The organism is Dorea sp. AF36-15AT, from assembly GCF_003477705.1.
GTDB classification, from domain to species: Bacteria; Bacillota; Clostridia; order Lachnospirales; family Lachnospiraceae; genus Claveliimonas; species Claveliimonas ammoniilytica.
The window spans coordinates 117,296-142,288 of the sequence record NZ_QUDV01000006.1; the positions used below are offsets into that span (position 1 = coordinate 117,296).

25 protein-coding genes and 2 pseudogenes are annotated in these 24,993 nt (G+C 44.0%); 21 read left to right on the forward strand and 6 right to left on the reverse strand.

Annotated features, from left to right (window positions below; all coding sequences use genetic code 11):
• Positions 1-7: 7 nt before the first annotated feature.
• From DWZ93_RS15270 to sdaAA, 5 genes and pseudogenes are all read left to right on the forward strand, one after another.
• A pseudogene (locus tag DWZ93_RS15270) lies at positions 8-136 on the forward strand (type II toxin-antitoxin system HicB family antitoxin); the annotation flags it as partial.
• Between the two features lie 139 nt (positions 137-275).
• Complete coding sequence (locus tag DWZ93_RS10015) at positions 276-1,334, forward strand: coiled-coil domain-containing protein (RefSeq protein WP_118452829.1); 1,059 nt, start codon at positions 276-278, stop codon at positions 1,332-1,334.
• Positions 1,335-1,473: 139 nt separating this feature from the next.
• On the forward strand, positions 1,474-2,808 hold the full coding sequence (locus DWZ93_RS10020; protein WP_118452885.1) for an MATE family efflux transporter: 1,335 nt from the start codon (positions 1,474-1,476) through the stop codon (positions 2,806-2,808).
• A 14-nt stretch (positions 2,809-2,822) separates the two neighbouring features.
• Entirely contained in the window at positions 2,823-3,491 is a 669-nt protein-coding gene (gene sdaAB, locus DWZ93_RS10025; protein ID WP_118452830.1) for an L-serine ammonia-lyase, iron-sulfur-dependent subunit beta, read from the forward strand.
• Positions 3,492-4,373: an L-serine ammonia-lyase, iron-sulfur-dependent, subunit alpha gene (gene sdaAA, locus DWZ93_RS10030; RefSeq protein ID WP_118452831.1), complete on the forward strand. Its 882-nt coding sequence runs from the start codon at positions 3,492-3,494 to the stop codon at positions 4,371-4,373. It begins immediately after the preceding gene.
• A 38-nt stretch (positions 4,374-4,411) separates the two neighbouring features.
• Here the strand turns inward: sdaAA and DWZ93_RS10035 are convergent, their stop codons facing one another.
• Positions 4,412-4,780: a metal-dependent transcriptional regulator gene (locus tag DWZ93_RS10035; protein ID WP_118382695.1), complete on the reverse strand. Its 369-nt coding sequence runs from the start codon at positions 4,778-4,780 to the stop codon at positions 4,412-4,414.
• Positions 4,781-5,009: 229 nt separating this feature from the next.
• Here DWZ93_RS10035 and DWZ93_RS10040 point away from each other — a divergent pair, with 229 nt between their 5' ends.
• From DWZ93_RS10040 to DWZ93_RS10060, 5 genes and pseudogenes are all read left to right on the forward strand, one after another.
• Positions 5,010-5,222, forward strand: coding sequence for a FeoA family protein (locus DWZ93_RS10040; protein ID WP_118382694.1), 213 nt, complete (start codon positions 5,010-5,012; stop codon positions 5,220-5,222).
• A gap of 23 nt (positions 5,223-5,245) precedes the next feature.
• Positions 5,246-5,467: a FeoA family protein gene (locus DWZ93_RS10045; RefSeq protein WP_118382693.1), complete on the forward strand. Its 222-nt coding sequence runs from the start codon at positions 5,246-5,248 to the stop codon at positions 5,465-5,467.
• 72 nt (positions 5,468-5,539) lie between these two features.
• Positions 5,540-7,720, forward strand: a complete 2,181-nt coding sequence (gene feoB, locus DWZ93_RS10050) for a ferrous iron transport protein B (RefSeq protein WP_118452832.1) — start codon at positions 5,540-5,542, stop codon at positions 7,718-7,720.
• A gap of 29 nt (positions 7,721-7,749) precedes the next feature.
• On the forward strand, positions 7,750-7,926 hold the full coding sequence (locus DWZ93_RS10055) for a FeoB-associated Cys-rich membrane protein (protein ID WP_199665535.1): 177 nt from the start codon (positions 7,750-7,752) through the stop codon (positions 7,924-7,926).
• Between the two features lie 11 nt (positions 7,927-7,937).
• Positions 7,938-8,165: pseudogene (locus DWZ93_RS10060) on the forward strand (transcriptional repressor); the annotation flags it as partial.
• Between the two features lie 133 nt (positions 8,166-8,298).
• On the opposite strand, the gene DWZ93_RS10065 reads toward DWZ93_RS10060, so the two are convergent.
• From DWZ93_RS10065 to DWZ93_RS10075, 3 genes are read right to left on the reverse strand one after another with little or no spacing between them, the layout of a single operon-like run.
• A complete protein-coding gene (locus DWZ93_RS10065) occupies positions 8,299-8,814 on the reverse strand; it encodes a DUF4364 family protein (protein WP_118382689.1) in 516 nt (171 codons plus the stop codon).
• Positions 8,789-9,763 (reverse strand): TIGR01212 family radical SAM protein, encoded by a 975-nt coding sequence (locus DWZ93_RS10070; protein ID WP_118382688.1) that lies wholly within the window; start codon positions 9,761-9,763, stop codon positions 8,789-8,791. The genes DWZ93_RS10065 and DWZ93_RS10070 overlap by 26 nt, the downstream gene beginning before the upstream one ends.
• A 1-nt stretch (position 9,764) precedes the next feature.
• Positions 9,765-10,913, reverse strand: coding sequence for an NAD(P)-dependent malic enzyme (locus DWZ93_RS10075; protein ID WP_118452833.1), 1,149 nt, complete (start codon positions 10,911-10,913; stop codon positions 9,765-9,767).
• Positions 10,914-11,218: 305 nt separating this feature from the next.
• Here DWZ93_RS10075 and rho point away from each other — a divergent pair, with 305 nt between their 5' ends.
• The 11 genes from rho (at position 11,219) to DWZ93_RS10130 (ending at position 23,042) form a co-directional block, all read left to right on the forward strand.
• On the forward strand, positions 11,219-12,544 hold the full coding sequence (gene rho / locus DWZ93_RS10080; RefSeq protein ID WP_118382686.1) for a transcription termination factor Rho: 1,326 nt from the start codon (positions 11,219-11,221) through the stop codon (positions 12,542-12,544).
• A 95-nt stretch (positions 12,545-12,639) separates the two neighbouring features.
• Positions 12,640-12,840 carry a 50S ribosomal protein L31 gene (gene rpmE, locus DWZ93_RS10085; RefSeq protein WP_118382685.1) on the forward strand — a complete coding sequence of 67 codons (201 nt, stop codon included), beginning with the start codon at positions 12,640-12,642 and terminating at the stop codon, positions 12,838-12,840.
• 66 nt (positions 12,841-12,906) lie between these two features.
• Positions 12,907-13,845 carry a DUF1385 domain-containing protein gene (locus tag DWZ93_RS10090; protein ID WP_118452834.1) on the forward strand — a complete coding sequence of 313 codons (939 nt, stop codon included), beginning with the start codon at positions 12,907-12,909 and terminating at the stop codon, positions 13,843-13,845.
• Positions 13,808-14,677, forward strand: a complete 870-nt coding sequence (gene prmC / locus DWZ93_RS10095) for a peptide chain release factor N(5)-glutamine methyltransferase (protein WP_118452835.1) — start codon at positions 13,808-13,810, stop codon at positions 14,675-14,677. Before DWZ93_RS10090 ends, prmC begins: the two co-directional genes overlap by 38 nt.
• Before the next feature lie 43 nt (positions 14,678-14,720).
• Complete coding sequence (prfA, locus tag DWZ93_RS10100; protein WP_118382682.1) at positions 14,721-15,794, forward strand: peptide chain release factor 1; 1,074 nt, start codon at positions 14,721-14,723, stop codon at positions 15,792-15,794.
• Positions 15,795-15,962: 168 nt separating this feature from the next.
• The gene (locus DWZ93_RS10105) at positions 15,963-17,954 is read left to right on the forward strand and encodes a bifunctional metallophosphatase/5'-nucleotidase (protein ID WP_243061262.1); all 1,992 of its coding nucleotides are present in this window, start codon (positions 15,963-15,965) and stop codon (positions 17,952-17,954) included.
• A 25-nt stretch (positions 17,955-17,979) separates the two neighbouring features.
• Complete coding sequence (locus tag DWZ93_RS10110; protein WP_118452837.1) at positions 17,980-18,915, forward strand: DUF2156 domain-containing protein; 936 nt, start codon at positions 17,980-17,982, stop codon at positions 18,913-18,915.
• A complete protein-coding gene (locus DWZ93_RS10115; protein ID WP_118382678.1) occupies positions 18,912-20,099 on the forward strand; it encodes a pyridoxal phosphate-dependent aminotransferase in 1,188 nt (395 codons plus the stop codon). Before DWZ93_RS10110 ends, DWZ93_RS10115 begins: the two co-directional genes overlap by 4 nt.
• A gap of 3 nt (positions 20,100-20,102) precedes the next feature.
• The gene (hisC, locus tag DWZ93_RS10120; RefSeq protein ID WP_118452838.1) at positions 20,103-21,161 is read left to right on the forward strand and encodes a histidinol-phosphate transaminase; all 1,059 of its coding nucleotides are present in this window, start codon (positions 20,103-20,105) and stop codon (positions 21,159-21,161) included.
• Between the two features lie 2 nt (positions 21,162-21,163).
• A complete protein-coding gene (locus tag DWZ93_RS10125) occupies positions 21,164-21,676 on the forward strand; it encodes a COG2426 family protein (RefSeq protein ID WP_118382676.1) in 513 nt (170 codons plus the stop codon).
• 4 nt (positions 21,677-21,680) lie between these two features.
• Entirely contained in the window at positions 21,681-23,042 is a 1,362-nt protein-coding gene (locus DWZ93_RS10130) for an MATE family efflux transporter (protein ID WP_118452839.1), read from the forward strand.
• Between the two features lie 179 nt (positions 23,043-23,221).
• Here DWZ93_RS10130 and DWZ93_RS14850 read toward each other — a convergent pair whose 3' ends face one another.
• Positions 23,222-24,379, reverse strand: a complete 1,158-nt coding sequence (locus DWZ93_RS14850; RefSeq protein WP_199665929.1) for a tyrosine-type recombinase/integrase — start codon at positions 24,377-24,379, stop codon at positions 23,222-23,224.
• Between the two features lie 179 nt (positions 24,380-24,558).
• Positions 24,559-24,936, reverse strand: coding sequence for a PH domain-containing protein (locus tag DWZ93_RS10140; RefSeq protein WP_118452840.1), 378 nt, complete (start codon positions 24,934-24,936; stop codon positions 24,559-24,561).
• Positions 24,937-24,993 lie beyond the last annotated feature (57 nt).

Consider the following 24,993-nt stretch of genomic DNA (forward strand, 5'->3'; position numbering starts at 1 on the left):
GACATGACATTGTTCGAGGGCAGTGAAAAAGACTCTTAGCATTCCGGAATGGATGAATGAAGCTGCAATCAAAGCGGGAGTGAATTTCTCACAGGTGTTGCAGGAAGCGCTGATGGCAAAATTAAATATTCAATAGTTTGGAGAATAGAATCATATATAAGGCTTAAATATTCCTTAACATTTGACCTCTGAATTCTATGGGGTTGTTCTTTTTGAGAAAATGCTATATAATACCTAAGTGTTAACCCCAAAACATTCAGGAAAGGATTATATTTATGAGAATGCATAAAAAACGAATCGCACGGTACGGAACAGCCCTTATCTGTGCATTCGGTGTCGCACTGTCATCTATGCCGGTGCATGCAGAGGACATTAAGAGCCTTGAGAATAAGACCAGTAATCTGCAGGATCAACTGGACGGGATTAATCAGGATATGGTTGAGATCAGTGATAAGATTGCTGAGACCGAGGCACAGATTGAAGAGTCGAACAATGAAGTGTTCCGACTGGAAGCATCACTTCAGATTTCGCGTAACAATGAAGAGAAGCAATATGAAAATATGAAGTCCCGTATTAAGTACATGTACGAGAATGGTTCGGAGAGTATGATCTCTATGCTATTCAGTGCAGACAGCATGGCAGATTTACTGAATAAAGCAGATTTTGTTCAGAATGTCACCGAGTATGACAGGGATATGCTGGAGAACCTGGTGAAAGTACGTGAAGGTATCGAGACACAGGAAGATGACCTGAAGAGCCAGCAGACAGAACTGGCAGATCTGAAGGAACAGCTGAACAGCGAGCAAGCAGAATTGCAGGCGAAGGCTGCTGCCACATCGACAGATCTTGCTACATTTAATGCACAGCTTCAGGCAGCACGTGATGCTAAGGCAAAGGAAGAGGAAGCAGCGAAGCAAAAAGCAGCAGAAGCAGCTGCGAACACAACGACTTCTTCTAATAAGAATAATAGTTCGTCAAGTAACACGAATTCCGGAAGCAATAGTTCATCTAACAGCAATTCTGGAAGCAATTCCGGAAATAATCATGGTAACTATGTGATCCCATCAGGTGGCTTGACCCCGTCTAAGGGACGTATCTGGTTTAATGGACATTCTGAGACCTATTATTCACAGAAAGTACTTCCGGGAGGAGGACTGGCGATTCCTGGACGCCATATTGCGAGCGATGGTACGATTCGCGACAAGGATAATTACATCGTAGTTGCAAGTGATGATTATCCGAAAGGCACAGTTGTTCAGACTTCATTAGGAGCCGGCAAAGTGTATGACAGCGGAAGTGGAAAAGGTAATATTGACCTGTATACTGATTGGTAAGATCAGACACAGCGCCCTGTTTTCGGACAGGGCGTATCTTTTATTGTAAAATACTGGTATGATAGACAGAGAAGGGAATTATTGACAAAGGATTCTGAGGGAGTGAGTCAGATTGAAGAAGAATAAATATGAAATAGATATGTGCAATGGCACGATTATGGATAAGTTAATCTCATTTTCAGTACCGCTTATGGTGTCAGGAATTTTGCAGTTACTGTTTAATGCAGTAGATATTATCGTGGTAGGAAGGTTCAGTGGAAGTTGGGCATTGGCGGCGGTTGGTTCTACAACGGCGCTGATCAATGTGTTTACGAATCTGTTTATCGGCGTGTCGTTGGGAGCCAATGTACTTGCGGCCAGATTCTATGCTGCCGGAAGAGACCAGGAGATGTCTGAGACAGTACATACAGCGATCACATTTGCCCTGATCAGCGGTGTTGTAATGGCTTTCGTAGGATTAATCTGTTCCAGATATGCACTGGAGATCATGGGAACGCCGGATGATGTCATTGAGCAGGCAGCATTATATATGAAGATATATTTTATGGGGATGCCATTTTTTATGTTGTACAATTATGGTGCGGCGATACTGAGAGCGGTAGGAGATACAAAGCGTCCATTGATGTTTCTTATTATATCCGGAGTGATCAATGCAATACTGAATCTGATCCTGGTTATTGCATTTCATCTGGATGTGGCGGGAGTGGCGATTGCTACAGCCATTTCCCAGATGATATCCTGTATTTTAATCCTGCGCTGTCTGTACAAGACGGAGAGTAGTTATCAGCTTAGATTTTCTAAATTGACGATCAGAGGTGTGTATTTGAAGCAGATCTTTCAGGTGGGCATTCCGGCCGGCATCCAGAGTATGGTCATCAATCTGTCCAATGCGCTGCTGCAGTCATCAGTAAATTCATTTGGTTCTGTAGCAATGGCAGGTTATACAGCTGCAAACAATATTCTTGGCTTCTTATATATGTCTGCTAATGCAGTGACACAGGCATGCATGAGTTTTACCAGTCAGAATTATGGTGCGGGAAAGCCGAAGCGGATGGATCGTGTATTGATTGATTGTATGATATTGTCCTGCGGGATACTGTTAGTATTAGGAACATGTGCATATATGTTTGGTCCGGAGATTCTGCGGATCTACACATCAGAGGCAGAAGTAATAAAAAATGGCATGGCAATATTCTCATGTACCACAATTACGTATTTCCTGTGCGGAATCATGGATCTGTTCCCGGGAGCACTGCGTGGAATGGGATATTCAACAGTACCGATGATATTGTCGGTGCTTGGTACAGTAGGAACCAGAATCGTGTGGATCTTTATGATCTTTCCATCACACAGAGCATTGGATCTGTTGTTCATTTCTTATCCGGCATCCTGGTTTATCACAATTGTTATGCAGGTGATCTGTTACTGGTTTGTACGTAAGAAAGTGAAAATGAAATTTGTGGCACGGGCATGAGAAAGGAGAACGGTATGAATATATTTGAGATCATAGGACCGGTGATGGTTGGACCGTCCAGTTCACATACAGCTGGTGCAGTGCGTATTGGATTTGTGGCGCGTAATCTTCTGGGAGAAGAAGTAAAAGAAGCGGAGATACTGTTATATGGATCGTTTTTGGCTACTGGAAGAGGACATGGTACAGACCGTGCGCTGGTAGGCGGTCTAATGGGGATGAAGCCAGATGATTACCGAATCCCGAATAGTATAGAGATTGCAAAAGAGCGGGGAATCAAACTGAGATTTGGAGAGGCAATCCTAAAAGAAGGACATCCGAATTCCGCACTTCTTCGCCTGAAAGGAGAATCCGGTAAGAAGCTGGAGATTATCGGAGAGTCTCTTGGAGGTGGGAGAATCAATATCGCACAGATTGATGGTATCGAGACGAATTTCTCAGGAGAGAATCCGACGCTGATCGTACACAATCTGGATCAGCCGGGGCATGTATCAGAAGTGACGGCGATGCTTGCGCACAAGTCGGTCAATATTGCTACGATGCAGCTATATCGCTCTGGCAAAGGCGGGCGGGCAGTTATGGTAGTAGAATGTGATCAGGAGATTCCGGAAGAAGGCATACGTTGGCTGGAGAGAGTAGAAGGCATCCTGAAAGTAACTTATCTGAAGAAAGCGGAGGACGAGTAAATGGCAGAATATCACAGTATCAGAGAATTGCTGGAGATATGTGAATGTGGAAATCAAAAGATCTGGGAAGCTGTAATGGAACAGGAAGCGGCTGAAAGCGGATTGACGGAAGAACAGGTATTTCAGAAGATGGAGCGCATGTATGAAGCAATGCGTCTGGCAGATGAGAATTATGATGCAGAATTGCGATCCGGCAGTGGTGCAGCCGGTGGAGACGGTGAGAAGATGCGTGCATATAATGCCAGTGGGAAGAATCTCTGTAGTCCGTATACCAGTCTGGCGATGGAAAAGGCACTTAAGATGGCAGAGTCCAATGCCTGTATGAAACGGATCGTGGCAGCACCGACAGCGGGATCCTGTGGAGTGATTCCTGCGGTAGTGCTTAGCTATGAGGACTGTGAGCATGCATCGAAAGAAGAAATCGTGCAGGCACTCTTGGTGACAGCGGGGATCGGGAAAGTAATCGCAGAGAATGCATCAATTGCGGGAGCGTCTGGCGGTTGTCAGGCGGAGATTGGTTCGGCAAGTGCCATGGCAGCAGGAGCACTGGCTTATCTGCAGGGCGGTGATAATGAGCAGATCGTACAGGCGGCGACATTTTCTCTAAAGAATATGCTGGGACTTGCCTGTGATCCGGTGGGTGGACTGGTAGAAGTCCCGTGCATTAAGCGGAATGTGGCAGGTGTGATGAATGCAGTAGCAGGAGCACAGCTTGCTATGGCTGGTATCCGCAGCGCGATTACACCGGATGATACGATTGACAGTATGCGGCGGATCGGTAATGATCTTCCGGTTTGTCTGAAGGAGACCAGTACAGGTGGACTTGCGGTAACGGAGTCAGCGAAAAGAATTTTAGAAAAGATTAGTAAAAAGAATTTATAGAGAAAATAAAAAGAAGGCAACTGATAACGCAAAAGTTATCAGTTGTCTTCTTTAATGTGCTTCTTCAGTGCTGCGAAACTCTCTGCGCTGATTACATGTTCGATACGGCAGGCATCTTCAGCGGCAATTTCAGCATTGACACCAAGCTTGGTCAGCCATGCGGAAATGACCTGATGACGTTCATAGATGCGTTCTGCAACTTCTTTACCTTCCGGAGTAAGTGTGATGTATCCTTCCGGCGATACGACGATGTGACCACTCTGGCGGAGCTTTTTCATAGCAACACTTACGCTTGATTTCTTGAAATCCAGTTCGGTAGCAATATCTACAGAGCGAACAACCGGACACCGTTCGCTGAGGACCAGGATGGTTTCAAGATAATTTTCAGCGGATTCATTCTTAATCATTTATCATACCTCGTTTGCTAGTATCTTATTATCTTATTAATATACCATATTTAAATGAAAAGGGCAAATATGTAGAAAAAATCCAATTAAAAATGAGATATTTCGTCAGTTAGTTAAAACTAAGAAATATACTTGACATCTAATATATGTTAGTGTATACTAACGATGAAAATCATAGATGATAAGAAATATCATCTTTAATCTAACGCATTAAGAAAAGAGGTCGATTATGATGCCACTTACTATGGCAAATGTAGGTGAACCAGTAACAATTAAGAGGATTGGCGGAAAAGAAGAGACCAGGAAGTTTCTGGAAAGTCTGGGCTTCACGGTTGGTGGAACTGTCACAGTAGTATCAGACGTTCAGGGAAGCGTTATTGTTAATGTGAGAGATTCCAGAGTTGCGGTCGGTAAAGATATTGCAATGAAGGTTATGGTTTAGGAAGGTAAGAAAGGAAGAAGGAAATGAAGACTTTAAAAAATGTAGCCTGTGGTCAGACAGTAAAAGTAACCAAACTGACAGGTGACGGTCCGGTTAAGAGAAGAATCATGGACATGGGAATCACCAAAGGTGTAGATGTATTTGTAAGAAAAGTAGCGCCTCTGGGAGATCCGATCGAAGTCACTGTTCGTGGATACGAGCTTTCCATCAGAAAAGCAGATGCTGAAATGATCTGTGTAGATTAATTTTTTGCCCAATAGTTAGTAAGAACTTACTTTGGGAAGAAATGACAAACTAATAGGAAAAGGAGAAATGAAATGTCAGTAAAAATTGCACTTGCGGGTAATCCGAATAGTGGTAAGACAACATTGTTTAACGCACTGACAGGTTCCAATCAGTTTGTAGGAAACTGGCCTGGCGTTACAGTAGAGAAAAAAGAGGGTAAATTAAAAGGACACAAAGACGTTGTGATCATGGACCTTCCGGGTATCTATTCCCTGTCTCCATACACATTGGAGGAAGTGGTTGCCAGAAATTACCTGATCGGCGAGAGACCGGATGCGATCATCAATATCGTAGACGGAACCAATATCGAGCGTAACCTGTATCTGACCACACAGATTATGGAGCTTGGTATTCCGGTAATTATGGCAGTTAACATGGCTGATCTTCTGGAAAAAAATGGTGATAAGATTCACTTGAATAAACTTTCAGAAAAACTTGGCTGTGAAGTGGTATCTATTTCCGCACTGAAGGGAACTGGAATTAAAGAAGCAGCTGAAAAAGCAGTGAAGCTGGCTAATGCCAGAAAAGTGATCGAGCCTGCGCACGAGTTCAGTGCCAAGGCAGAAGAGATCATCAGTGCAGTAGAAAACCGTCTGACTGGTATTGTTCCGGCAGAACAGGAGAGATTCTTCGCTATCAAACTTCTTGAGAAGGACGATAAGATTGCATCTCAGATGAAGAGTGCACCGGATGTATCTGCTGAGATCAAAGAGATGGAAGATGCGTTTGATGATGATACAGAAAGCATTATCACAAATGAAAGATATGTATATATTTCATCTATCATCGGTGACTGCGTAACTAAGAACAGAGCCAAAGAAATGTCGACATCTGATAAGATTGACCGTATCGTGACCAACAGATGGTTAGCGCTTCCAATCTTTGCAGTCATCATGTGGATCGTTTATTATGTATCTGTAACAACTGTAGGTGCTATCCTGACAGACTGGACCAATGATACACTGTTTGGAGAATGGATCATTCCGGCGGCACAGTCTTTCTTCGAAGGAATCGGCTGCGCAGACTGGTTAACAGGACTGATCGTTGATGGTATTATCTCTGGTGTAGGTGCCGTACTTGGATTCGTACCACAGATGCTGGTACTGTTCTTCTTCCTGGCAATCCTGGAGTCCTGCGGATACATGGCTCGTGTAGCATTTATCATGGACCGTATCTTCCGTAAATTCGGACTGTCCGGTAAATCATTTATCCCGATGCTGATCGGAACCGGTTGTGGTGTTCCTGGAGTTATGGCTTCCCGTACCATCGAGAATGATCGTGACCGTAAGATGACAATTATGACTACAACATTTATCCCTTGTGGAGCGAAGCTTCCTATCATTGCCCTGATCGCAGGAGCAATCTTCAATGGAGCTTCATGGGTAGCACCGAGTGCTTACTTTGTAGGTATCGCAGCTATCATCTGCTCAGGTATTATCCTGAAGAAGACTAAGATGTTCGCGGGAGATCCGGCACCATTCGTTATGGAGCTGCCTGCATACCATATGCCAACCATCGGTAATGTACTGAGAAGTATGTGGGAACGTGGATGGTCATTTATCAAGAAAGCTGGTACAATTATTACATTATCAACAATCGTTGTTTGGTTCCTGCTGAACTTCGGATGGACAGATGCAGGATTCGGCATGTTGAACTTTGACGGACTCGAAGGAGCAGCTATGGAAGCAGCTCAGGCAGAGTGTATCCTTGCTAAGATCGGTAACCTGATCGCCTGGATCTTTACACCGCTGGGATGGGGCAACTGGAAGATGGCTGTTGCAGCTATCACAGGACTTGTAGCAAAAGAGAACGTAGTAGGAACATTCGGACAGCTGTTCGGTTTTGCAGAAGTAGCAGAAGATGGTACAGAAATCTGGGGACAGCTCGCAGGAAGCATGACTGTAGCAGCAGGTTACTCATTCTTGGTATTTAACCTCCTGTGTGCACCTTGCTTTGCGGCAATGGGAGCTATCAAGAGAGAAATGAACAATGCAAAATGGTTCTGGTTTGCAATCGGATATCAGTGTGGTCTTGCATACATCGTTTCACTTTGCATTTACCAGATTGGTACACTTGCTATGGGTGGTGGATTTGGACTTGGAACGATCGTGGCATTCATTCTGATCCTTGGATTTGTTTATCTGCTGTTCAGACCATACAAAGAAAGTAAGACATTAAATGTAAATGTAAGAAGCGTGGCAGGCGCTAAATAATTCTCCTGCCTGTTAAGGGAGGAATTGTCATGGGAACAATTGTGGTATTGGCGGTTTTGTTGGTGATCGTATATTTCGCGGCAAGAAGCGTGATTCGTGATAAAAAGAACGGAAAATGCAGTGGGGGATGCGCTGGATGCAGTGGATGCGCCGGAAGCTGTTCATCCGAACATACGACATCAATAAACCAGACAAAGAAGAAATAAGAGGTCTCAATATGAATGAACAGAAAGAACTGATCATTGCAAGGCTCAGGGAAAAAGGATGCCGTATCACAAAGCAGCGACTGGAACTTCTGGATGTTATACTTAATAATCAGTGTTCCAGCTGCAAGGAGATCCACTATCTTGCCTCTAAGGTAGACAGTGGGATTGGAATTGCAACCGTATATCGGATGGTCAATGAACTGGAAGATATCGGTGTGATCAGTCGTAAGATTGTGTATGACCGGGCAATGGCAGTATAACAGTAAGACAAACATATAAGAACATACAAAGGGGCTGTCGGGAAATAGATAGTTCCAAAGCAGGGAGGGTATGACTCGTTATGAGTCATACCCTCCCTTGTAAAATGAATGACTATCCAAGAAGCTTTGCCATAATAGTGGCGTAGAGCTCCTGGTTCTTTTTCTGCCAGTTGTCGGTTACAGCCTGTGCTTCGGCTTCGGAAGGCACTGTAATCGTAAGATCGATCAACGGCAGTGCGTTCTCGGTTACCTGACAGTGTACCGAATATTCCTGATTGGTATTGCGGTAGTAATCTGCTTTGACAGAACTTTCATTCTTTAAATCATATTTCTTTTCTTTCAGATATTCATTAACATCTTTTTGAATATCCTGTGAAATGTTGTTTTTAAAATAATCAATCGTAGAGGAACCGTCTTCTGTCAGATGATACAAGGTACGGTTATGTGTGGATTCATCCCGGATCAGTCCGGCATCCATCAGTTCCGACAGAGCCTGCTGCAGCTTAAAGTAAGTAGTATAGCCTTTGTCCAGCACGAATTCTGATATCTGCGATGTGGACAGCGGGAAATCTACACGATCCAGCATATATAATACGATTAGCTTATACAGTGTAAGTGGTTGTGCCATTGGTATAACTCCTTCCCTGCCAGATGTTCTGGGTTTTTAGATAGGCATTTAGCCGATTTAGCGTGTCGCGCTTACGCGTGGTCCATTGCGGCTCGATCAAGAGCTTAGATGGACCGTCGCCGGTTAACCGGTGAATCACAATGTCTGGTCTCAGATGGCTGATACAGTCACCTAAGAGTGCCAGATATTCATCCATAGTCATAACCGGAAATGGATGCTCGCGGTAATAATCCGCAAGATCCGTACCCTCCAGTATGTGGAGGAGCTGTAATTTGATGCCCTGGATATCCAGTGTATTTAGATATTGAACGGTCTCAAGCATCTGGTCGAAAGTCTCACCCGGAAGTCCGAGGATTACATGGACGATAACAGAGATTCCAATCCTGCGCAGATTCTCTACGGCTTCCAGAAACACCGAAAGCTCGTATCCCCGCCTGATGAATGTAGCAGAATCCGGATGGATGGTCTGCAATCCAAGTTCGACCCAGACTGGTTTGATCTGAGACAGTTCCTGCAAAAGTTCTAATACTTCCGGTCCGAGGCAGTCCGGTCTGGTAGCGATGGACAAGATTTCTACATCCGGCGCATTGATTGCTTCGGTAAAAACCTGGCGCAGTCGTTCGACAGGCGCGTAGGTGTTCGTAAATGCCTGAAAATAAGCAATGTATCCATCTGCGTGGAATTTGTTCCGGATGATTTCTTTACCCTGAATAAGCTGTTCGGTGACAGACAACGAACGGTCGGCTGCAAAGTCACCGGAACCTTTGGCACTGCAGAAGATGCAGCCGCGTGTCCCCAGCGTACCGTCTCTGGTGGGACAGGTCATGCCGGCATCCAGTGCGATCTTATAGAGCTTGTGCCCGTAAGTCTGTTTCAGGTAGTAATCCAGAGAATAAAAGCGTTTTTCGCCCCAGCGGACTGGCTGGGGCGTTCTGTTTTCTTTCTGCATATTATATCAGCTCTTTGACAGCTTTGCTCACGACATCAGCAATGATAGGATCCAGTGCATCCGGTACGATGTGTGTCTCAGTCAGTTCGTCGTCCGGTACCAGACTTGCGATTGCTTCCGCGCAGGCAAGCTTCATTTCTTCTGTGATCTTAGTAGCATGTCCTTCCAGTGCACCACGGAAAATGCCAGGAAATGCCATAACGTTGTTAATCTGGTTCGGGAAATCGCTGCGTCCCGTACCAACAACTTTGGCTCCGGCTTCTTTTGCAAGATCCGGCATGATCTCCGGAACAGGATTCGCCATGGCAAAGAGGATAGCATCGTGGTTCATAGAAGCGACCATTTCTTTGGTGACAATATTTGGAGCAGATACACCGACAAAAATGTCAGCACCTTTTAATGCGTCGGCAAGAGTTCCCTGTCTGCCTTCCAGATTGGTTACTTTCACCATTTCCTTCTGCATCCAGTTCAGATTCGGTGAGGATTCATTTAACATACCATTGATGTCACACATGGTGACATGCTTGAAACCATAACGGAGCAGAAGCTTAGTAATGGCAACTCCGGCAGAACCGGCACCATTTACAACGACCTGTGCAGTCTCTTTGTCTTTGCCTGCAACTTTCATAGCGTTAATAATGCCTGCGAGGACGATGATGGCAGTACCGTGCTGATCATCGTGGAATACCGGAATATCCAGGAGTTCTTTCAGTCGTTCCTCAATTTCAAAACAGCGTGGAGCACTGATATCTTCCAGGTTGATGCCACCAAATGCAGGTGCGATATTTACTATAGTACGGATGATTTCTTCTGTATCCTGTGTATCCAGACAGATTGGTACAGCATTAATACCACCAAGTTCTTTGAAGAGGACAGCCTTACCTTCCATAACAGGCATACCTGCCAGAGCACCGATGTTACCGAGTCCCAATACGGCACTTCCGTCAGAGACAACGGCAATTGTATTTGCTTTCATTGTATAAGTGTAGGCTGCCGTTGGATCCTTGGCAATAACCTTACAAGGTTCTGCTACACCTGGAGTATATGCGATAGCCAGATCTTCCCTTGTTCTGACGTGAGATTTGGCAGTGGTTTCAATCTTACCATTCCATTTCTTGTGCATCTGTAATGCAAGTTCATTTGCTGTCATATTGATTCACCTTTTCTTTATCTTCGTTAATGTTAGAATACAATGTCTTCGGAGTGTTCCGACGACATTAAATATCATAACATCCTTAACAGTTCAAGTCAAATTGGAAGAGCTATCAGAGTGGACAAAAAAGGTTTGCAAAAATATCAGAATCGTGTATAATAAGATACATAAATTCAACAGCCAGTTCGGCTGCATTCCCTATGCTAATGAGTGTGAATTAAAATTGAAGATTAATGAAGATTAATAACGGTGGTTAATAAGTTAATAATCAGAAAAGAACTCAGAAAGGAAACGAAGATTATATGATGAGAGAAAAGTATGAATCGCTTCCTCTGGCTACATTAAAAGAGCTTGCCAAAGCACGCGATATATCCGGTATATCAGGCATGAAGAAGGCACAGCTTATAGAACGTATGCTGGAAGAAGATATTCGCGATAAAGAGCGTTCTGCTAATACCGGAGACCGGGACAAGCAGGAGATTCACGATATAGATAAGTTGGACAGCGGTGAGACGGCCAGCGGTATTCTGGAAGTAATGACGGAAGGCTTTGGATTCATCCGTTGTGAAAACTATCTGCCGGGAGAGAATGATGTATATGTATCGCCTTCACAGATCCGCAGATTTAATCTGAAGACGGGAGATATCCTGGAAGGTAATACGAGAATTAAGACACAGCAGGAGAAATTCAGTGCATTGTTGTATTTATCTAAAGTTAACGGTATTCATCCTGCAATTGCTGCCAAGAGACCAAACTTTGAAGATCTTACACCAATTTTTCCAAATAAGAGATTATCTCTTGAGACGGGAAAGACCAGCACTGCCATGCGTATCATGGATCTTATGTCTCCAATTGGTAAGGGCCAGCGAGGTATGATCGTATCGCCACCGAAAGCCGGTAAGACAACGCTTTTAAAACAGGTGGCATTGTCTGTGCGAAAGAATAATCCGGAAGTGCATATGCTGATTCTTCTGATTGATGAACGCCCGGAGGAAGTAACCGATATTAAGGAGGCAATTGAAGGAGCAAATGTGGAAGTAATCTATTCCACATTTGATGAATTGCCGGAGCATCACAAGCGGGTATCCGAGATGGTGATTGAGCGTGCTAAGAGACTGGTAGAGCATGGTAAAGATGTTATGATTCTTCTGGATAGTATCACCAGACTTGCAAGAGCTTATAACCTGACGGTAGCACCGTCTGGAAGAACGCTGTCCGGCGGTCTTGATCCGGCAGCACTTCATATGCCGAAGCGATTCTTCGGTGCAGCAAGAAATATGCGCGAAGGCGGAAGCCTGACCATTCTTGCAACAGCACTGGTAGATACGGGAAGCCGTATGGATGATGTGGTATATGAGGAATTTAAGGGAACCGGTAATATGGAGCTGGTGCTTGACAGAAAGCTTTCTGAGAAGCGTATGTTCCCGGCAATCGATATTCCGAAGTCCGGAACCAGAAGAGAGGATCTGCTGTTGTCTCCGGAAGAGCTGGAAGCGGTAGATCATATGCGCAAGGCACTCAATGGAATGCGCTCTGACGAGGCAGTAGAGAATATCTTAAATATGTTCTCGAGAACCAGAAGTAATAAAGAATTAATTCAAATGGTAAAAAAGACAAAATTAATCTAGACAATGTAAAAGTTTTATGATACAATAAATAAGCTGTTTATGAAACGAAATAAAGTGCATTAAGCACGACGATAATAAAGAAGAGGTGAAACGAAATGAAAGAAGGAATACATCCAGCATATCATCAGGCAACTGTAACTTGTAACTGTGGTAACACTTTTGTAACAGGATCTACAAGCGAAGATATCCACGTAGAAATCTGCTCTAAGTGCCACCCATTCTACACAGGACAGCAGAAAGCAACACAGGCTCGTGGTCGTGTAGACAAGTTCAACAAGAAATACGGATTAAAATAATCCAAGAAGGTAACGGGTTGAGATTTTACGGAATCTCAACCTTTTCTATTATCAGGAGGACAATATATGAAATCTTCAGGTATCGGCGGACAGGCTGTGATGGAAGGCATCATGATGAAGAATAAGGATGACTATGCAGTGGCAGTGCGGAAGCCGGATGGAGAGATTGTAGTGGATAAGCAGACATACCGCAGCATTGTTGGAAATCATAAGGCTCTGACTAGAATCCCATTTGTCAGAGGAGTGTTTAATTTTATCGACTCGATGATCATTGGTATGAAGACCTTGATGTTTTCAGCCTCCTTTTTTGAGGATGAGGAAGAAAAGAAGCCGATGACAGAGGCAGAACAGAAGAAGAAAGAAAAACAGGAAAGTGCGTTGATGACCGGGACAGTGATCGTGTCAATTGTATTTGCGGTTGCAATTTTTATGGTGTTACCGTACCTGTTGTCCGGCCTTTTGAAACGATGGATTCCCTCTTATGGAGTTCGTACTGTAATCGAGGGTCTGGTGCGAATCGGCATTTTTATTTTGTATATACTGCTGATTTCCCGCATGGAAGATATTCAGCGTACTTTTATGTACCATGGTGCAGAGCACAAGTGTATTAACTGTATTGAACACGGATTGCCATTGACAGTGGAAAATGTCAGAATCAGTTCCAGACAGCATAAGCGCTGTGGAACCAGTTTTCTGTTCTTTGTATTGATTATCAGTATCTGTCTTCTTTGTATTGTGAGGGTAGAAACGGTACTGATGCGTGTGGTGGTTCGTATCGCATTACTTCCGGTTATCGCAGGTATTTCCTATGAGATTCTGCGACTTGCAGGTAACAGTGACAATCCACTGATCAATCTGCTTAGTAAGCCAGGACTTGCAATCCAGAAGCTTACGACAAAAGAACCGGATGACAGTATGATCGAGGTGGCTATTCAGGCAGTGGAAGCGGTATTCGACTGGAGAACTTATGAAGCAGAAAACTTTAACACTGAAACAATTATATAAGGTAGGAACAGTAAAACTGGCTGAGGAAGGAATTGAAGAATTCTCATTGGATGCATGGTATCTGTTGGAGTATGTCACAGGTGTCAGTAAGGCAATGTATTTTGCAGAGCCAGAGCGTGCTGTGTCTGAAGAAAATGCGGACAGGTATATAGATTGTATCAGACGGCGCGCAGCGCATATTCCATTGCAGCATATTACGGGTGAACAGGAATTCATGGGTTATCCGTTCTGTGTGAATGAACATGTGCTGATTCCGAGACAGGATACGGAGATTCTGGTAGAAGAAGCAATCCAGGTTATGCGTCCGAAGATGAAGGTCCTTGATATGTGTACTGGATCCGGATGTATTGTTCTCAGCATTCTGAAAATGTGCAGAGAGAAATACTATATGACGGATCTTCAGGGGATCGGCGCAGATGTGTCAGAAGAAGCCTTGAAAGTGGCCAGAGAGAACGGCAGGCGGTTGGGAGTCCCGGTGACATGGATACAGAGTGATCTTTTTGCGAAGATACCGGAAGAGGGGAAGTATGACGTGATCGTGTCTAATCCACCGTATATTGAGACAGCTGTGATCGACACACTGCAGGAGGAAGTACGGCTTCATGATCCGTACATTGCACTGGATGGGAAAGAAGACGGTCTGTATTTCTATCGCAGGATCATTTCCGAAGCAGGTAAATATTTAAAACCGCAGGGGAAACTTATGTTTGAGATTGGCTGTGATCAGGCAGAGGCGGTTGAAGAACTTATGAAAAATGCCGGTTATGAACAGATAACCGTAAAAAAAGACCTGGCAGGACTTGACCGGGTAGTGTATGGAACGTTACAATGAAATAATGTCAGGTGAGTAAGATCACCGATCAGGAGGTAAAAAGATGTTTGATAAATTAGAAGATATCGTGCTTCGTCTGGAGGAAGTTTTGAACCAGCTTCAGGAGCCGGATGTAGCGAATGACCAGAATCGCTTCCGCAAGCTTATGAAAGAGCAGGCAGAACTGACTCCGATTGTTGAAGCATATAAGGAATATAAAGCGTGTAAGCAGAATATTGAAGACAGTCTGGAGCTTCTGAATGAAGAGTCCGATGAAGAGATGCGCGAGCTTGCAAAAGAAGAATTAAATGAATCCAAAGCGAGAGTAGAGGAGCTTGAGAATGAACTGAAGATTCTGCTTCTTCCTAAGGATCCTAATGATGATAAGAACGTTATCGTGGAGATCCGTGCAGGTGCAGGTGGAGATGAGGCGGCATTGTTTGCGGCAGAGATCTACCGTATGTATGTACACTATGCAGAGAGCCGCAGATGGAAGGTAGAACTGGTTGAGTGCGAAGAGATCGGTATCGGTGGTATGAAGAATGTGACCTTTATGATTGACGGTCAGGGTGCATATTCCGTTATGAAATATGAATCCGGTGTACACCGTGTACAGCGTGTGCCTGAGACAGAGTCCGGCGGACGTATTCATACATCTACAATCACAGTAGCAGTAATGCCTGAGGCAGAGGATGTAGATGTACAGATTGATGAGAAGGACATTCGTATTGATGTCATGCGTGCATCCGGTAATGGTGGACAGTGTGTCAATACCACAGACTCAGCAGTACGACTGACTCATTATCCTACGGGAATTGTAATCTATAGCCAGACAGAGAAGTCACAGCTGCAGAATAAAGAAAAGGCATTTGCATTACTGCGTGCCAAGTTATACGATCTGGAATGTCAGAAGCAGCACGATGCAGAGGCTGAGGCAAGAAAGAGCCAGATCGGCACCGGAGACCGTTCTGAGAAGATTCGTACTTATAACTTCCCGCAGGGAAGAGTGACAGATCATCGTATTGGTCTGACCTTATATAAGCTTGATAAGATCATGAATGGAGATATCCAGGAGATTCTGGACGCATGTATCGCAGCAGATCAGGCAGCTAAGATAGCTTCTATGAATGAAGATTAATAAAATGAAGAATAAGTAACAGGATGAATCAGAGTTAACCGTGGTTCGTCCTGTTCTTTTTGCGTTCGATTTGATTGACAGCGTCACGGGAGTTCTATATAATTTATAAATGGCATAGTGTCGAAAAAAGATTACTACAGTATGAAGAATTGGTAAGGGAGAATAATGATGAGAAGACGAATTAAATCAGCTATGCTGATGATTATAATGGTATGTACTCTGTGTGTGAATTCTGTCGTGGCGGAGGCGGAGTCTGCGACAGATTCAGGCGACAGGGTGACTATATTATTTACACATGATATTCATTCCAGACTGGATGAATATAAGGCAAGCCAGGCAGACGGGGAGACTGAGATGATAGGCGGGCTTGCCAGAATTAAAACAGAGATTGACAGAGTAAAAGAGGAAGATCCGGCAGCATTTGTATTTGATGCCGGAGATTTTTCTATGGGTACGCTCTATCAGACGATATATGAGACAGATGCGGCAGAGCTTACCATGCTTGGCAAGATTGGTGTGGAAGCAACTACTTTTGGCAATCATGAATTTGACTACCGTGCAGAGGGACTTTCCAATATGTTCCACAGTGCGTTACGTAATGCAGAAGAAGATGCCGAGCTTACATTGCCACAGTTCCTGATTGCGAACATCGATTGGAAAAAGAATAAATCCGATGATAATAAACTGATTCAGACAGCACTGGAAGATTATGGTAGTAAAGAATATACGGTGATTGAGCATGATGGTGTGCAGATTGGCGTGTTTGGTGTACTGGGAGAAGATGCAGCAGCCTGTGCGCCAGAGAGCGGTCTGGAATTTGACGATATTGTAGAGACTTCTAAACGTGTAGTAAAAGAACTGCAGAAGAAAGATGTAGATATGATTGTCTGTCTGTCTCACAGTGGAACCAATGAAGATGAAGATAAGTCTGAGGACGAGATTCTTGCGGAGAAAGTACCAGAGATTGATGTGATCATCAGCGGACATACACATACTACATTGGAACAGCCGATCATTCATGGCAATACGGTGATCGCATCAGCAGGATGCTATGGAGCAAATCTTGGTGAGATGAGCCTTGTACCGGATGGTGATGGCAGATGGACATTGGAAGAATATAAGTTAAAAGCAATGGATGGCACGGTAGAGAAGGATGCGGATATTGAAGCAGAACTTGCACAGTACCGCAGTGTGATTGATGAAGAATATCTGTCCAGATTTGGATATACAATGAATCAGGTATTGGCAGAAAATGACGTGGCATTTGATTCAGTAGATGATATGTATGCAGAACACAGAGAGGCGGGACTTGGTAATCTGATATCTGACTCTTATATCTATGCAGTGAAGCAGGCAGAAGGTGAAGATTACGAGCCGGTGGATCTGGCAGTTGTAGCGACAGGTGTAATTCGTGATTCCTTCCCAAAGGGAGAAATTACGGTATCGGACGCATTTAATGTAAGCGCTCTTGGTATCGGAGCAGACCGTATTACAGGATATCCGCTGGTTAGTGTATATTTGACCGGAGCAGAACTTAAGACGGTAGCAGAGGTGGATGCTTCGGTGTCTTCGCTGATGAGTGCTGCACAGCTTTATCCAAGCGGTATGGCGTGGACATTTAACCCGCACCGCATGATTCTGAATAAAGTGACGGATGTGTATATGACGACTGATCAGGTAGGCAAGGAAGAGCCTTTAACACAGGAGAAGCTTGAGAATATTCAGGATGATAAGCTGTACCGTGTGGTATCGGGACTTTATTCTGCGCAGATGCTTGGCGCAGTAGAAGGACAGTCTAAGGGCATCCTTAAGATTACACCGAAGAATGCAGATGGAGAGCCTATTACAGATTTTGAAAAGTATATTATCCACGATCAGAATGGCGCGGAAGTAAAAGAATGGTACGCACTGGCAAGCTATCTTGAATCCTTCTCTGAAAACGATAAGGGTGTGTCTGTAGTACCTGAACGCTATGAGAAGACAGAGAACCGCAAGGTTATCAATGACAGCCGGAATCCGATCGAGTTACTGAAACATCCGAATAAGATCGCATTGGTGATCTATGCTGTTATTCTGGTACTGATCCTGTTGATTGTATTGGTTGTCCGGATATGCTATACTAAAATCCGTGCAAGAAAAAATAAGAAAGAGAATAAGTAAGAAAAGTAATATAAGAAGGTAAGTTATGATAGAGATAGGCTTTAAGAAGATAGAACTGGAAGATAAAGATCTCATCACACATTATTTCAAGCATCATACCAGCAGAAGCTGCGAGCGTACATTTGTGAATGTATATTTATGGGCGCGATTTTATCATGTGAAGTTTGCTGAGGTAGAACATACATTGGTATTCCGTACGGAGGATGAGGATGGATTCTCTTTTGCATACCCGGCGGGAGAACCGGAGAATGTTAAGAAAGCGCTGGATGTGTTGATGGTATATAGCAAGGAGCGGGGAGTTCCGTTCCTCATGTATACTGTGACACCGGATAATTTTGAATATCTGGAGAAATGGTATCCGGGAAGATTTGAGATTGAATATGTGGAAGGTGATGCAGATTATGTATATGAATCTGAGAAACTGGCCACACTTTCCGGCAAGAAGCTTCACAGCAAACGTAACCATGTTAATAAGTTTAAAATCGTATATGCAGACCGCTGGTCTTATGAACCGATCAGTGAGGATAATCTGGAAGAATGTGTACAGACAGGTTTGAAATGGCGTAATGAAAATGGCTGTGAAGAGGATGAAGAGAAGAATGCAGAGCTTTGTGTGACGCTGAATTCCCTGCGACTCTTTAAAGAATTAGATCTGGTAGGTGGCGCATTAAGGGTGGATGGCAAGATCATAGCATTTACCATCGGAGAACCGCTTTCTGAAGATACATTTGTTGTGCACATTGAGAAGGCGCTGGGAGAGATCGAAGGCGCTTACACGATGATCAATCAGCAGTTTGTACAGCATGCCTGTATGGATTATAAATACGTGAACCGCGAAGAAGATACAGGTTCCGAAGGACTCAGAAAAGCGAAACGATCTTACCGTCCGGCATTCATGGTAGAAAAGGGATGGGTAAGAGAAAAGACACAAGATGATCAGATACGGGAGGTAGAAGAATGATAGCAGAGAAAATGAAAGGCCTGGTAGCGAACAGTTCCGCTATTCGTGCCATGTTTGAAGAAGGTAACCGTCTGGCAGGTATTTACGGTGCTGAGAATGTATTTGATTTCAGCCTGGGCAATCCAAATGTACCGGCTCCGGAGGCTGTAAAGAAGGCAATCGAAGATCTGGTTGAGAATGAGGATCCGTTGGTACTTCATGGATACACCAACAGCAACAGTGGTTACGCAGATGTCCGCGAAGCGGTAGCAAAGTCTCTGAACGAACGTTTTGGTACAGCATTTGAGGGAAAGAATATTATCATGACCGTAGGTGCAGCAGGAGGCCTGAATGTTATCCTGAAGACGATCATCAATGCAGGAGATGAGGTGCTGACATTTGCCCCATATTTCGGTGAATACAGAGCCTATGTCAATAACTTTGACGGTGTACTGGTAGAGGTATCTCCGAATACCGTAGATTTTCAGCCGAAGTTGGATGAATTCGAGCAGAAGATCACACCAAAGACAAAAGCAGTTATTGTGAATACACCGAACAATCCGACCGGTGTGGTATATTCTGAAGAGACCATTAAAAAGATGGCAGCTATTATGGAAGCAAAGCAGAAAGAGTATGGAACAGAGATTTTCCTTATTTCTGATGAGCCTTACCGTGAACTGGTATACGATGGAGCAGAGGTACCATATCTGACCAAGTATTATGATAATACGATCGTAGGGTATTCTTACAGCAAATCCCTGTCATTGCCGGGTGAACGTATCGGATATCTGGTAATTCCGGATGAAGTGGCAGACAGCGAAGATATGCTTTCAGCAGCGAACGTAGCAAACCGGATCCTTGGATTCGTAAATGCACCGACCTTACAGCAGAAGATCGTAAAGGCGTGCCTGAATGAAAAGACGGATATTTCCTACTATGACAGAAACAGAGAAGCACTGTACAATGGCTTGAAAGAGTGTGGATTCGACTGCATTAAGCCAGAGGGAGCATTCTATCTGTTTGTGAAGTCGCCGGTTGAGAATGAAAAGGAATTCTGCGAAGCAGGTAAGAAATACAACATTCTGATGGTTCCGGGAAGTTCTTTTGCATGCCCGGGTTATGTAAGACTGGCATATTGTGTATCTTATGAGACGATTGTAAATTCACTTCCGAAATTTGCTGAACTTGCGAAGGAGTACTTTTAGAATATGAAAGCATTTGAGAAGAATATACGAAAGGTAGAGCCGTACGTGCCGGGCGAGCAGCCTGGCCGTAGGGTGATCAAATTGAATACCAATGAGAATCCGTATCCGCCGGCACCAGGCGTGCAGAAGGCAATGGAACAGATCAGTCCGGATAAGCTCCGGATGTATCCGGATCCGACAGCCAGTGTGCTGGTAGACAGCCTGGCAGAGTATTATGGCGTGAATAAAGATCAGGTATTTGTTGGCGTGGGATCAGATGATGTACTGTCGATGTGTTTCCTGACGTTTTTTAATTCCGAGAAACCAATCCTGTTTCCGGACATTACCTATTCTTTCTACAAGGTGTGGGCAGATCTTTACCGGATTCCGTATATCTGTCCGAAGCTTATGGATGATTTCCGCATTCGCAAGGAAGACTATTATCAGGAGAATGGCGGCGTCATATTCCCGAATCCGAATGCACCGACCGGAATCTATGAAGGTCTTGAGTTTGTAGAAGATATCATTGCGCACAATCAGGATGTGATCGTGATTGTAGATGAGGCATATATTGACTTTGCAGGAAAGTCTGCACTGGAACTGATCGATAAGTACGAGAATCTGATCGTGGTACAGACCTTTTCCAAATCCCGCTCTATGGCAGGAATGCGTATTGGATATGCCATCAGTAATCCGACGCTGATCAAATATCTGAATGATGCCAAATATTCATTTAATTCCTATACTATGAATCAGGCGGCGCTGGTATGTGGCGCGGAAGCTGTGAAGGATAAGGTATATTTTGAGAAGACCGTTCAGAAGATCGTAGAGACGAGAGCATGGTCTGTGGAACAGTTCAAAGAACTGGGATTTCAATGCCTGGATTCGCAGGCAAACTTCATATTTGTGATGCATCCGGAATATGATGCGAAAGAGATGTTTGAGGCATTGAAGAAAGAAGACATCTATGTAAGATTCTGGGGCAGTGAGCGCATTGAACAGTATATGCGTGTGACTGTGGGCACCAGAGAAGAGATGGAAGCGTTGTTTGCTTTCCTGAGAAGATATATTAAAGGAGAATAATTATGACAGAGACACTTGTGCAGGGGATTATCCATGCATTGAGCGGTACATTGAGCAAAGAGGCAATTGTATTCGTGATCTCAATGATCCCGATTCTGGAGCTTCGAGGAGCACTTCTGGTGGCAGGACCTGTGCTTGGTGTACCGGTAGCAAAGGCAATTCCGCTTTGTGTAATCGGTAATATCGTTCCGGTGCCATTTATCCTGCTTCTGATCACACCAATCTTTACTTGGCTGAAAGGCACGAAGACCTTTAAACCGATGGTACACAGACTGGAAGCACGTGCCATGAGTAAGAGTGATCAGATTGAGAAATATGAGTTCTGGGGGCTGGTACTCTTTGTGGGAATTCCGCTTCCAGGTACAGGAGCGTGGACAGGATCGCTGATCGCAGCACTTCTGGGTGTGAAGTTCCGCAAAGCATTTCCGGCGGTTGTGCTTGGAATCTGTATGGCGACAGTGATTATGTGGTTTATTTCATATGTAATTTTAGGCGGTGTACATTTACTGGGGTAATCAAATGAAAAAGAAGAAAGATACAATTGATCTGACCAAGGGATCAGTTGCGAAGGGGATCGTTGCATTTACGATTCCTTTAATTTTCGGACAACTATTACAACAATTATATAATATGGCAGATGCCTGGGTAGTCGGTAACTTTGCGGACAATACGGCATTTGCAGCGGTAAGCACATCGGGAAGCCTCGTCTTTCTGGTGGTAGGAATGTTTAATGGTATTGCTATCGGAGGAGGAGTGGTGATATCCCGCTATGTGGGAGCTGAGGATGAGAAAAATATCGAGAGATCGATCCATACCAATATCCTGTTCGGTATCATTGCATCGGTGTTGATGACAGCGATCGGGCTGATTTTTGCTCCGCAGATTCTGAATATGATGGATGTGCCGGAGAATGTGCTACCACAGTCACTGACCTATTTTAAGATTTATTTTGCAGGCAGTGCAACGATCATCATGTATAACATTTTCATGTCCATTATGCGGGCACTTGGAGACAGTGTGCGGCCGATGTATTATCTGGCGATCTGTTCTGCTGTGAATGTGGTGCTGGATCTGATCTTTGTGGCAGTCTTTCACTGGGGCGTGGCAGGAGCGGCTATCGCAACGGTGATCGCACAGGGCTTAAGTGCTGTACTCTGTATATTAAGGATGAGGAAGAATCAGGGATGCACAAGGGTCAGTATTAAGAAGCTGAAATATCATGCGCATATCATGGGAGATGTGATTCGTCAGGGACTTCCGGCTGGTATCCAGAATTCAGTTATCAGCATTGGTAATCTGGTAGTGCAGACCAATATCAATTCCTTTGGAGAATATGCCATGTCGGGCGCAGGATCACATTCAAAAGTGGAAGGCTTTGTGTTTATCCCGATCATGGCGATGTCTTTAACGATGTCTACGTTCATCAGCCAGAATCTGGGTGCAAAGGAGTACGAACGCGCAAAGAAAGGAGCAATCTTTGGTATCGTAAGCTGTGCCGTAGTTGCTGCGGTGATTGGCATTATGGAATACATCTATGCGCCATGGCTGGTAGGAATCTTTGCCAAGGCACCGAAAGCGGCTGAATTTGGCGTGATACAGGAGCGTACAGTGTGTCTGTTCTATTTTCTGCTTGCGTTCTCACACAGCGCGACAGGCGTGTTGAGAGGCTGCGGCAAGTCTGTGATACCTATGGCAACGATGCTTGGTTTCTGGTGCGGGTTCCGTATTGTGTATGTGACCATTGCAATACGTATTGTTCCGGTATTTAAGACTATCTGTTGGGCCTATCCGATCACATGGTCACTGAGCAGTCTGGTATTTCTGCTGTTCTTGTTAAAGACGGACTGGACGCACAGTTATGAGAAGATTACAGCACGATAGAAGGATTAACATTTGCATGCCTAATTTAACTTAAACTTAAGAATCACGAAAATTGTGTAAACCAACAAAATAAAGGAAAAAGTGCCGTGAGCCCAGTAAAATCAAGGACTTTCGGCACTTCTACTTTGACTTTGTTAGACACAGAAAATACGGCATAAATACAGTTCGTTAGTGACACGTTAGCGACAAATTTTTATCTTCTCAATTTCTAATCTCAGATCTTCCAGTGTACGGTGTAAGTACACTTTATTTGTTACATCGCCAAATGCATGCCCAAGCATTAATTTTTTGCATTTCCAGTCTATCTTGTAATCATCACACAGCTTGCTGAATGTATGCCGACAGTCATGTGGTGTGTGCTGCTTCAATCCAAGTTCTGAAAGAGTGGAGGTCATCTGTTCGCGAAATTTATTAGGAGTGCATGGCAACAGAGTGCCTTCGCGGGATATTTTCTTTTCGACAAGTGGCATGATCTCAGAGTGGATCGGAACGATCCGGTTCTTGCCTGCATCGGTCTTTAGCCCACCGAAGAAATATTTCTTTTCCAAGTTCACTTCCAAATCGATATATTCCGAGATCCGGAACCCGGAATAACACATGATTAATAACATTTCGGCTGTTGGGTGATCAGAGTGCTTCCAAAGTACCAGCAGATCATCGTCAGTGAATGGCACACCATGTTCGTCATCATCTGGGATTCCAATCTGTACATAATCGGAATACTTTTTGTCGCACAAGTCATTGGCATCGGCGTATTTGTACATCTGGTTGTACAGGTTTTTTACGAGCTCCAGAGAAGAGTGCTTCAATCCTTTTACCGTGTTGCAGTCATCCAGAACAGCTTGAAGATCATCTGTGGTCAGCGATCGGAAACTTTTGGAGTGTAGCTCTTCGCAGTTTTTAAATGCAGCGCGATAGCTGTTCTCAGATGACGTTCGCTTTTCTTTTTTGGTCGTATATTCCTTTTTAAACTTCCATTGATAGAAATCCTTGAATACATCCTCGAATGTCTTCTGATCGGCAATCTCGCGCTGTGTCTGGGTGTACTTGCCGAGGATCGTGGCGATCATGTTATTCAGTTCGGCATTTCCGGATTCGGTCAGTTCTTTTTCCCTGCCAGGATAATACTCTCCGTGCTTGTACCAGGTAAGGACTGTGAAACCTTTATACCAGTCATCCACGTAGCAGAGGGCTTTCTGTGCCACCGGATTGCCGTCCTCATCGAATTTTTCTGTAGGAGGGTAAACTCCATAGGGGTTGGTTCTATTCTTGCCGGAAAGGCGCTTTATGGAGCCGTAGCCGTTTGGTAATTTTGGATGTTTCTTTCTTCGTGCCATTATATCAGTCCTTCCTATGTGCGACGTCGCACAAAAATGGGTATAAAAAATACACCTATGCAGGTGCCAAGAAAATGTGATATAATACTCTTGCTTAGGGATTATTATATCGTGTCCTTGACACTGTATAGTATCTTTGATTCCGCCTCTGTTGTCAGCAGGGGCGGTTTTCTTTTTTATTATTTCAGTGCATACATTCCAATAACTTGTCCAATTTGAACGATGTTACTTGATCCTGAAAATTCAAATCTGACTTTGCCGAGTCCACTGAAATACATCTCAAGTTCACTATCTAAATCAAAAACTCCAGCTGTTTCAACAGAGAATGCTGAAATTTTAGCATAAGGCAATGAAGTGAAGTCTTTCTTTGCCCCGGTTAATCCCTGGACGTTACATGAGATCACTCGCTTGTTCGTAAATACAACAAAGTCACGAATGCTTTTGTATGCACCAATAACAAGTTCATCATTGATAAGAAGTGGTTCTATATCTTTCATTACTGCCTCAGGTTTAGTCTGTTTCAACTTTACGAATGAACTGTTTTTAAAATCGATCATAATACATTCCTCTCTTTTCCTTTGTATTTTATTACACACAACATATATAAACGCCGA